The sequence below is a fragment of the Pontimicrobium aquaticum genome (assembly GCF_005047595.1).
GTDB classification, from domain to species: Bacteria; Bacteroidota; Bacteroidia; order Flavobacteriales; family Flavobacteriaceae; genus Pontimicrobium; species Pontimicrobium aquaticum.
In genome coordinates this window covers 19,588-29,272 of sequence record NZ_SUPL01000012.1, presented here as the reverse complement: position 1 = coordinate 29,272, position 9,685 = coordinate 19,588, and the positions used below count along the sequence as shown (strand labels likewise).

General features: G+C 30.8%; 8 protein-coding genes. 4 read left to right on the top strand and 4 right to left on the bottom strand.

Annotated elements, in window-relative coordinates; translation table 11 throughout:
* Positions 1 to 82 precede the first annotated feature (82 nt).
* The gene (locus E5167_RS14975; RefSeq protein WP_136844978.1) at positions 83 to 2,059 is read right to left on the bottom strand and encodes a putative porin; all 1,977 of its coding nucleotides are present in this window, start codon (positions 2,057 to 2,059) and stop codon (positions 83 to 85) included.
* A 135-nt stretch (positions 2,060 to 2,194) separates the two neighbouring features.
* On the opposite strand from E5167_RS14975, the gene E5167_RS14970 reads away from it, so the two are divergent.
* The 4 genes from E5167_RS14970 (at position 2,195) to E5167_RS14955 (ending at position 7,490) form a co-directional block, all read left to right on the top strand.
* Positions 2,195 to 2,794 carry a ribonuclease HII gene (locus E5167_RS14970; RefSeq protein ID WP_136844977.1) on the top strand — a complete coding sequence of 200 codons (600 nt, stop codon included), beginning with the start codon at positions 2,195 to 2,197 and terminating at the stop codon, positions 2,792 to 2,794.
* Positions 2,795 to 2,832: 38 nt separating this feature from the next.
* The gene (locus tag E5167_RS14965; protein ID WP_136844976.1) at positions 2,833 to 5,196 is read left to right on the top strand and encodes a ribonuclease HII; all 2,364 of its coding nucleotides are present in this window, start codon (positions 2,833 to 2,835) and stop codon (positions 5,194 to 5,196) included.
* A 256-nt stretch (positions 5,197 to 5,452) separates the two neighbouring features.
* Positions 5,453 to 6,502: a nucleoid-associated protein gene (locus E5167_RS14960; protein WP_136844975.1), complete on the top strand. Its 1,050-nt coding sequence runs from the start codon at positions 5,453 to 5,455 to the stop codon at positions 6,500 to 6,502.
* 175 nt (positions 6,503 to 6,677) lie between these two features.
* On the top strand, positions 6,678 to 7,490 hold the full coding sequence (locus tag E5167_RS14955; protein WP_136844974.1) for a hypothetical protein: 813 nt from the start codon (positions 6,678 to 6,680) through the stop codon (positions 7,488 to 7,490).
* A gap of 77 nt (positions 7,491 to 7,567) precedes the next feature.
* Here the strand turns inward: E5167_RS14955 and lipB are convergent, their stop codons facing one another.
* The 3 genes from lipB to E5167_RS14940 form a co-directional block, all read right to left on the bottom strand.
* Positions 7,568 to 8,263 carry a lipoyl(octanoyl) transferase LipB gene (gene lipB / locus E5167_RS14950; protein WP_136844973.1) on the bottom strand — a complete coding sequence of 232 codons (696 nt, stop codon included), beginning with the start codon at positions 8,261 to 8,263 and terminating at the stop codon, positions 7,568 to 7,570.
* A gap of 107 nt (positions 8,264 to 8,370) precedes the next feature.
* Complete coding sequence (locus E5167_RS14945) at positions 8,371 to 8,529, bottom strand: YqaE/Pmp3 family membrane protein (RefSeq protein WP_136844972.1); 159 nt, start codon at positions 8,527 to 8,529, stop codon at positions 8,371 to 8,373.
* A 153-nt stretch (positions 8,530 to 8,682) separates the two neighbouring features.
* Positions 8,683 to 9,570 (bottom strand): hypothetical protein, encoded by an 888-nt coding sequence (locus tag E5167_RS14940; protein WP_136844971.1) that lies wholly within the window; start codon positions 9,568 to 9,570, stop codon positions 8,683 to 8,685.
* Positions 9,571 to 9,685: the final 115 nt, after the last annotated feature.

The following is a 9,685-nucleotide window of genomic DNA, read 5'->3' as shown; positions in this document are numbered from 1 at the left end:
TACACCGCATTTTTATCCTCACAAGTCTTTTCTTATTCTTTTTTATAACTCAATACTATAAACACTATAACTCAACTAATTATCACATGAAAAAATTCCATACCAAACCAAAGCGAAGGGAAAAATCTCGGTAAATATTATTGGGTGATGTGTAATAATTATAACCTGTAAATGAAGAATTGAAATGCTCTAGTTTAAAATAAATACGTGTTTGCTTTACTTTTGCATTTATAAAGAAGTCTAATCTTGGAAAGCCACCTAGCTGCTTATTATTTTGAACATAAAATTCTGCTAGCACAGGATCGTAGGCATTCATATTATACTTAGAGAAGTAATTGAAGGTTATTCCTGTTTGAAGAAACAGTGCTTTATCAAAAAAATGATTGGAATAATACAATGTATTTCTAGTAACAAAGTCTGGGACATTTAACACGTCTTCTCCATCGATAACTTTTTGATATAATAATGTGTTATTAAGAGCTAGTTTACCAAACTTAATTTCTTTTCCTATTCTTGCTTTAAAGTAATTAACTGTTCCGTTGTGTTGGTTTGGTTTTAAACGTTGTGGTTCAGCATCAGTCTTATTAAAATAGGTGTAATTATTTATTGTTGTATAGTCTAGATTAAGATTAATTAACTTTTTTGAAGTAATTTCAAATCCAAGTTGTTTGGTTTGTATATTATCAAATGTGTTTTGCCAATTATAGTTTATGTAATCGCTTTGATATAATAAGTAATTATAATTTGGTGCTTTTGAATTTAAACTAATCCTTGCTATAATTTGAGCATCGTAGTTTAAATTATATTTTGCTTGACCGTTTAAAAAATTTCCATCAAAATCTCCTGAGAGATTAAAACCAAAATCTCCTTGAATAAAAAATTTGCCTATGGTATTTTTATACCCTCCACCAACAGAAATCACATTTCCTTTTAAACGATTAGTTATATTATTTCCATTTGTGGATACCAAGGTGTTATATCCATAATTATACTGGTTATAGCCAACGTTAAATTTTAGTTCTCCAATAATATTGTTTTTATAGCGTGTGTTCGCTTCAACATAAACATTCTCTAGTGTTGTTTTATCATTTAGATTTGAACTAGAAAATGCATCTCCAAAATAATCGGTATATGGAGATGATTGTTTATATTGGTAATACTTATTTTCAATAGATATAATATTACCTAGACTTAATGTATTTTGGCTTAAAGAGTCTTTTTGTTGAATAAGATTGTAATAATGGTCTATATGAAATCTTTTCCCTTTTAAAACACTTTCGGCATCTTCAAAAGCTGGGTCGAAAACAGAGCGATCAAAAAATCGTGGATTTCCAGATTCATACTCAACGAGGTCTTCATCTATAATCCCTCCATTTTCTTCATTCATTAAATCTTGAATTACCGAATGTGCCCTTACATTATATTTACCATTTTTGGTTTTATAATTAGCTGTAAACCTAAAATTTCCGGTACTCGTCAATATATGCTGATAATTCCCAAGGGACCTTAATCCTTTATATGCTATAGAAAAATTAAATTGAGGTGTGGTATTAACGGTAAAAAAGGAATCCAGTAGTTGACCTTGCTCAAAAGCAGATTTAAACATTAGCTCCGTAAAAGGTGTAGGTACGTAATAATAGTTAACATCTTCTACTTCAATAAAATTAAAATGTCTTGCTCTTGCACCAAAAACTGGTATTAATGATTTACTGGTAAAATCGTAGCTTAATGTATTATAGGTTTGCCCAATATTTGAAAAAGGCAACAGATTAAAATTATCCTTTCTTAAATAATTAAATTTATACTCCTTATTAATAGTAAGCGTTGTATCAACATAAGTGGTATCAAAATCCTTTGAAATTATACGATACATTTCAATTTTGGCATCTTTATTTTTTACAATGTTTCTACTATTTCTATTTAAATTTTTATTTAGGGACGTGTCTGTAATTGCACTTTCCCGAGTCTCTTTAGAAACATTACCGCTATTTAACTTTATTTGCGAAAAAGCAGATGAAAAAGAAAGCAAAAAGAATAAGATTAAAAATCTGTTGTACATATATATATTATAGTGAATTTACAAAAAATCCATTTTACCAGCTGCAAAAATAGAAAATATCCTATGTATTTTGTTTTTTTACATATTCAATAAGAACAATATGTAAATAAACGTAAGTTTTTTAATTTAATTTACATGCTTAAGTTAAAATATTCTGAATTAGAATTTGAATGTGGCACAGACGAAGCTGGTCGTGGCTGTCTTGCTGGCCCTGTTACTGCTGCTGCTGTTATTTTACCTCTAGATTTTGAGAACACAACATTAAACGACTCTAAGCAACTATCACATAAAAAGCGCAACCTTTTAAGACCTATTATTGAAAAAAACGCTGTAAGTTTTGGTGTAACTCATGTTTTTGAAGAAGAAATAGACACCATTAATATATTAAATGCTTCTATTTTAGCGATGCATCGCTCTATTGAAAAACTAACTATTCCTACTCAATTTATTTCTGTGGATGGCAACAAGTTTAAACCATTTAAACAAATCCCACATAAAGCCATTGTTAAAGGTGACGGCAAGTATTTAAATATTGCAGCAGCTTCAGTGTTAGCTAAAACCTATCGTGATGCTTATATGCTAAAAATACATGAAGAATTTCCAATGTATAATTGGAAACAAAACAAAGGTTATCCAACTATAGAGCATCGTGAAGCCATTAAAAAGTATGGCATTACAAAACACCATCGAAAATCTTTTAAGCTTTTGCCTGAGCAATTAACTTTTGAATTTTAAGTTATACCTTTGCAGAAGATTGCATTAATTAGTCCTAAATGAAAAAGTTTTTTGTTTCCCTTTTTATCATCCTGCTGTGTTTTAGCTGTAATACTTCTAAAAAAAACAAAACCAACATACACCAACTTATTCCTGATGCAACTTCGGTTGTAATAAAAATAAACACACTCGAGACTTTTAAAAGCGACATCAATAATAGTGCATTTGTAAAAAGGATTACTAAAACAGATTTTTACAAAAACTTAAATACTTCATTAAAAAGCTTAGATAAATTTAGAACAGATAACGAATTATTAATTTGTTTTAACAACAATAACGACTCAACTCACTTTACTTTTATTACAAAACATCATGATAGCTTAGTAGGTGCAACCGATTCGTTAAAACTTCACAACCTAATAATTGATAGTGTTTTTGTAGCTTCTTCGTCTAAAAACATTATCGATAATATAAAAGTTCATCAAAACAATAGCATTAATAATTACAATAAGGTTTTAAATGAAAATGCTTCTTTCTCATTGTTATTGAATGCGAATAGCACCACCCATTTTGGCAATGCCATTTTTAACACTTCCAATAAAGAATTTGCAAGTTCTATTGCTTTAGACTTAGAGGTTTCTCCTGACGAGTTTATTTTAAATGGCGTGAGTATTAATAATGATTCTGTGCAAGATTTCATAGATGTTTTCAAGAACACAGTTCCGCAAGAAAATACTATTCAAAATATAGCGCCTACAAACAGTAATGGCTATTTAAGTTTAACGTACAACGATTTTCAAATACTTCATAAAAACCTACTACAATTAAAACAACAAAAAGCCGACAGCACTCAGCATTTTGAACTTTTAGAGACACTTAAAGAAGTTGGTGTTATTTACTTTGAAGACAGCGAAGTTTTGGCAGTAAAGTCTATTGATGCCTATAGCACAAATGACATCTTAAAAAGCGAAGAACATAAATTAGAAAGCTATAGGAATACCGATATTTTTTCTTTTGACAATCCTGACTATTTTAAAAATGTATTTTCTCCAATCGTATCGTTTAGTAATACATCAAAATACATCAATATTGATGACTACTTTCTATTTGCTGATGATAAAACAATTTTAAAAACAATTATTACCAATTTCCAAAATGGAAGCACTTTTAGTAATGATGCTAATTTTTTAAGTCTAAAAGAATCATTAAGTGATGAAGCATCGTTATTAGTCGTTGCTCATCCAAAAAAACTGTTGCGTATTTTAAAAGCTACTTTTAATGAAACAAATGATGATTTCGATTTAAGCAACCACAGATACTCTGGATTTCAAATGGTGCAAGACGATGGATTTGTTCATATTAATGGTGCCATAAAAAAGAATAAATCTAGAGCACAACAAAATACCATTAGCGAAGAGTTTACCGTAACCTTAGATGCTGATATTATAACCAATCCGCAGTTTGTTGTAAATCATCGCACAAAACAAAAAGAGGTTGTTGTTCAAGATATTAATAATAACTTGTATTTAATTTCTAATAATGGTAAAGTACTCTGGAAAAAACAACTTCAAGGCACTGTTCTTGGTAATATTGAGCAAGTTGATCTTTACAAAAACGGACGTTTGCAACTAGCATTTGCAACACCAAATCGCGTGTATATTTTAGATAGAAATGGTAACAATGTTTCACCTTTTCCGTTAAAATTCAATAATCCAATTACACAGCCATTAAGTGTATTTGATTACGATAACAACAAAAACTATCGTTTTCTTGTCACACAAAACAACATCCTTAATATGTATGACAAAAATGGCAAACCCGTAAATGGATTTAAATATAACAATACCACTAACGATATTATTACTCAGCCAAAACATTTTAGGGTTAACAATAGAGACTACATTGTGTTTGCTGCCGAAAACTCATTAAAAATATTAAATCGTCGTGGACAATCTAGAATTACAGTTAATGAAACTATTAACTTTTCTGGAAATGCTATTTATAATTACTACAATCAATTTACTACCACCACAAAGAGTGGCGATTTAGTTCAGGTAAATTTAAAAGGTGCTGTTAGCAAACAATCTTTAAATCTTAATAGCAAACATTATATTTCAACAACTAGTAAAACACTAACTTCTATTGACGAAAATAAGTTAACCATAAAACAGCGTTCCCAAGAATTGGATTTTGGAAATTATACAGCTCCAAAAATCTTTTATATTAATGATAAGATTTATGTGTCATTAACCGATTTGCAAGCTCAAAAAGTATATATGTTCGACAGTCAGTCTAAACCTATTAATAATTTTCCTGTGTATGGAACTTCAGCAATAGACTTTGCAAATATTGATGGTGACAGCAATTTAGAGTTTGTTACCAAGGGTGAAACTAATTCTATTATCGTATATCAAAAGAATTAAATTAAATATTTGATTTATAACAGTTTAATTTTGTAGTTTTGAACTATCCCATTATTTATTGATCTATAGCACTTAAAAAGCCTATGTTTTTAGGTTTCTTTGCCTCAATCTTATTATTTAAAAAATTTACAACTAAGCAACGATAACCAAATCGAGAAGCCGAATCTATTATGAGGTGCCAAGGTAGAAATACCTTGGCATTTTTTGTTTTATAATCCTTTTGAAATTAGTAGTATTGCATTTCAAACACACACACATGATTAAACGTACCAAAGCCTCAATTTCTAAGTGCATATTACATAAAGTTGGCAATAAATTTAATAGCACTAAAAATGCCTTTTCAGAACAACCTATAGATTTTGATGAAGCTAGTTACGATTTAATCTTACCATACTTATTACGTCCTTTTGGTAGTGTTGCCGAAAGTTACAGATTTAACCATCACTCCAACATTAACCTTAACGAAATTAATAGTTACGCGAGTCAGTTATTAAAAGACGACACTGATTTTATAGACATTTCAAAGCACATAGTGACGCATCTGTTTGAGCAATCAAACTCAGCTCAAATAAAAACTGGCGATGTTATTATATGCCTGTTTCACGATATTCAATATGAAGATTATACTACCGATGCGATTGGTATTTTTAAAATAGAAAACAAGACCAGCTTTTTTCAAACTTATTTAGAGAATAACAGCTATGATTTATTTGTTCAAAAAGGCATTCAAGCTAAAAAAGTTGATAAAGGCTGCTTAATTTTAAATGCTGCCGATGCTGAGGGTAACATTGTGCTAAGTGTTGATAACAATAATTATGATGCCCAATATTGGGTAAAGAGCTTTTTAAATGTAAAATACCCTGACGACGCTAACCAACACACCAAAAACTATATTGAGATGTGTAGAGAGTTTTCAAAAGAAATCATGCAACCACAATTTGGTATGCAAGAACAAAGTAGTTTTTTAGCAAAAACAGTCGATTTCTTTAAAGAAAATGAGGTTGTAAACATTGAAACGTTTAAAGAAGATGTTTTTGAGGAAGAAGAACAAATACAACTGTTTGAAGATTACAAAAAAACCTTCGAGAACGACAACAACGTACTTATTAGAAATCAGTTTGATATCTCAGAAGTGGTGTTAAAAAAGCAAAAGCAGAAAATTAAAACCGAGATAAAACTCGACACCAATATTCAAATAAAATTGGACGTAGATGCTCCTGATGCCTCCGCCGAATATTTAGAACGCGGTTACGACGAGGATAAAAAAATGCACTATTACAAAGTGTTTTTTAATGCCGAAGGGTAATTATATCGCCATTGCGAATCCAGTAAGGCCATCTCACTAATACAAAAATATACGTAGAACTACGTATTGATTTTGAGTAAGAAAATAACTACCTTCGTTTAATAGACGATAAACTTCAACTAAAACTGAATTTATCTTAATATTAGCTGTAATTTAACCGAAATCCCAGAAAACATTGAGCAAAACAATCTCTGACTATAAATCAAAATGGAATACTTTTTTTGAAAATTGGTTGAATTCCCCACAGGGAGTATTTGAAAACGACATTTGGGGCAAAGGACATACTGGAAAAGGAAAAACGGAATTGGATCCCTTCAGTTTGCCACAACCATATTTGGGAAATCCTAATGATTGTTCAGTAATCACATTAAATCTGAATCCCGGACCAACCAGTGACTTGCGAATTTATAAAGACGGAATGCTTGTTAAGCAATTCAGCGATAGCGAAAACTATTTTGAATATGCAAAGAGTTTTCCACAAATGAACCTGGAAAACCACCCAAGTAGATTTTGGATTAAACAATTTAAATGGATAGATAATATTATTGATAGCGACATCAAACATACACTACCCTTTGCAATTGAAATTTGTCCGTGGCACTCTAAAAAATGGAAAGCGTTAAAAAAGATTTCGCCTGAACTGAACACATATATTAGAGAAAATGTATTTGATATTATAAGTGAGGCTATTAATTATTCAGCTATGAAAACTGTACTATCTGTTGGTAAAACTTATTACGATTTGTTCAGTTTAGAAAGTTTGGGCTTTGAGAAACTGATTGAAATCACACCAGATAACTATTCAGAAATTGTCAATTTAGGATGGCCAAAAAACAAGAAAGAACAACTGTCAAAAAGGTTTTTCTCAATTTGGAAGCATAAAGAAACTGGGATTAAGTATTTCAATACATATTCTTTTGGTTCAAACACACCACCCTCGGATAATTGGAATGAAATACAGAATTATATATTAAAAAACTACAGCTAACATTTTGTATAGTTCATTGCTAAATTCACGCAACGGATTCTTACACTAGACCGTTAAACGAAACTCAAAAACATTGCCTAAAACTCCGCTTCAAAAAGCGTCTTAAAATGCTTAAGTAATTTTTCTTTAACCTCAGCTTCATACACTTGTTTTTTACCAAGCTCCACATTAAGTGAGGTCACTGCTTTACCACGAATACCACAAGGAATCATTAAATCAAAATAACCCAAATCGGCATTTACATTAAGTGCAAAGCCATGCATGGTTACCCAACGACTGGCGCGAACGCCCATAGCACATATTTTACGTGCAAAAGGTGTCCCTACATCTAACCAAACACCTGTTTCGCCTTTGCTACGTTCGGCTTTTAAACCGTATTCGGCAAGGGTTAAAATAATCATTTCTTCCAGTAAGCGTAAGTACTTATGTATATCGGTAAAAAAGTTATCTAAATCTAAAATTGGGTAGCCTACTATTTGCCCAGGACCATGATACGTAATATCGCCTCCACGATTTACTTTATAAAACGTCGCGTTTTTTTCGGCTAGTTGTGCCTCGTCAACCAACAAGTTACTCATGTCGCCACTTTTTCCTAAGGTATATACATGAGGATGCTCTACAAACAAAAAGTAATTGTTTGTTTCAAGATTAGCATCTTCTCTACGGTTTTTAATTTTTGTATCTAGAATGCCTTTAAACAAGGTTTCTTGGTAATCCCAAGTTTCTTTATAGTCTTTGCGTCCTAAATCCTGAAGTTCAATTTTCTTATTCATAAGCTGCAAAATTACGACTTATTTAGAATATACTTCAACTTTAACTAACTGGAAACTGAATACTGCGACTGCAAACTGTGACCGTGAACTGCAGCTGCTAGCCGTGACTACCTCTCTGGATTATTTAAAATAACCAAGGCAGCAATAACACCTGGAACCCAGCCACAAAGCCATAATAAAAAGACGATAAAAATGGAGCCACATCCTTTATCTAAGACTGCTAAAGGTGGACAAAAAATAGAAAGTAAGACTCTCCAAATACTCATTTGATTTGATTTTTAATGATTGATTTATAAAAATTCTTCAAAACTACGTTTTGAAAACATTAAATTGTCATTCCCGAGAAATCGGGAAGATTACCTATGTGACGTTAACATAGGTAATTTGTTACATCAATTTTGACTATCTGGAGAAACCTTTTATTTACAAAGTGCTTTTAAAGCATCTTTAATATTTCCAGGCGTACTCATAATTTTCATAAATCTTCCCATCGTTAAATCTGGCCAATGCAAGGCTATTCTATATCTACCATGTAGCATAGTCGCTTCGTTACCTTGTAAAATAATTTCGTATGGCAATGCAGCTGCATGAGTTTCTCCTATTTTATGCAAGAAATTAGGCTCACCTTCTTCACTATTTAACAATCCTACACCAAAAACAGCAATTTTTTTATCAGGATATACCAATTTATAAACCATTACTGTATTTCCTTTTTTAGCTTTTAAATTAGCTTCAATAGTATTTAGTCCTTCTTCAAAAGAGTTAAATTCATTTAACTCAATTGGGTCTGTAAAATAAGGCATGCCTATTTTATAGTGATATTTCCTTAATTTATCTGCTTTTACTGTTCCTCCAAAAGGAGAAAACTCATTACCTAAAGACGATAAGGTGCTTTTTAGATCTTCACTAAATTTTTTAAACGTTGAGCTAAACGTTGTATAATTATCCATTAAATAAGCTCTTAAAATATAATCTGGGTTTGTATAAGATATTGTAACCTTACCATCGCTCTGTACCAAACCTACTTTAAAAACAGCACCAAGAGCACCTCTATCTATAATTTGTGCTGTTTTATTTTTTAAATCATTTCTAGTAAAAGCGATTACTTTTAATGTCGATTTCCCAGAAGGATTATACGAACCTAAAACGGTAAAATTGTTATTCCTTAAAACTGATTCTACTTTATCTGAAACATTATTTATGGTTTCATTTACATCTCCAACTTTTATATATGGTGTTAATTCTTGTGAAAAAGAATAATAACCCACAAGTAAACTTGCTACAATACTTAAAACTATTTTTTTCATTTTTATACCATTTGCAAATACTAAATTTTAAAGTATTCAAATTAATTATCTTACAAAATAACTCCATAAAAAGAGGATATTCTATGATGTTAGTCATAATTCTTAAAAAGATGCT

Coding starts and splice junctions, on each gene's coding strand:
- E5167_RS14970 (WP_136844977.1), top strand. CDS start 2,195: ATGCTTAAGTTAAAATATTCTGAATTAGAATTTGAATGTGGCACAGAC.
- E5167_RS14945 (WP_136844972.1), bottom strand. CDS start 8,529: ATGAGTATTTGGAGAGTCTTACTTTCTATTTTTTGTCCACCTTTAGCA.
- E5167_RS14975 (WP_136844978.1), bottom strand. CDS start 2,059: ATGTACAACAGATTTTTAATCTTATTCTTTTTGCTTTCTTTTTCATCT.
- E5167_RS14960 (WP_136844975.1), top strand. CDS start 5,453: ATGATTAAACGTACCAAAGCCTCAATTTCTAAGTGCATATTACATAAA.
- E5167_RS14965 (WP_136844976.1), top strand. CDS start 2,833: ATGAAAAAGTTTTTTGTTTCCCTTTTTATCATCCTGCTGTGTTTTAGC.
- E5167_RS14940 (WP_136844971.1), bottom strand. CDS start 9,570: ATGAAAAAAATAGTTTTAAGTATTGTAGCAAGTTTACTTGTGGGTTAT.
- lipB (WP_136844973.1), bottom strand. CDS start 8,263: ATGAATAAGAAAATTGAACTTCAGGATTTAGGACGCAAAGACTATAAA.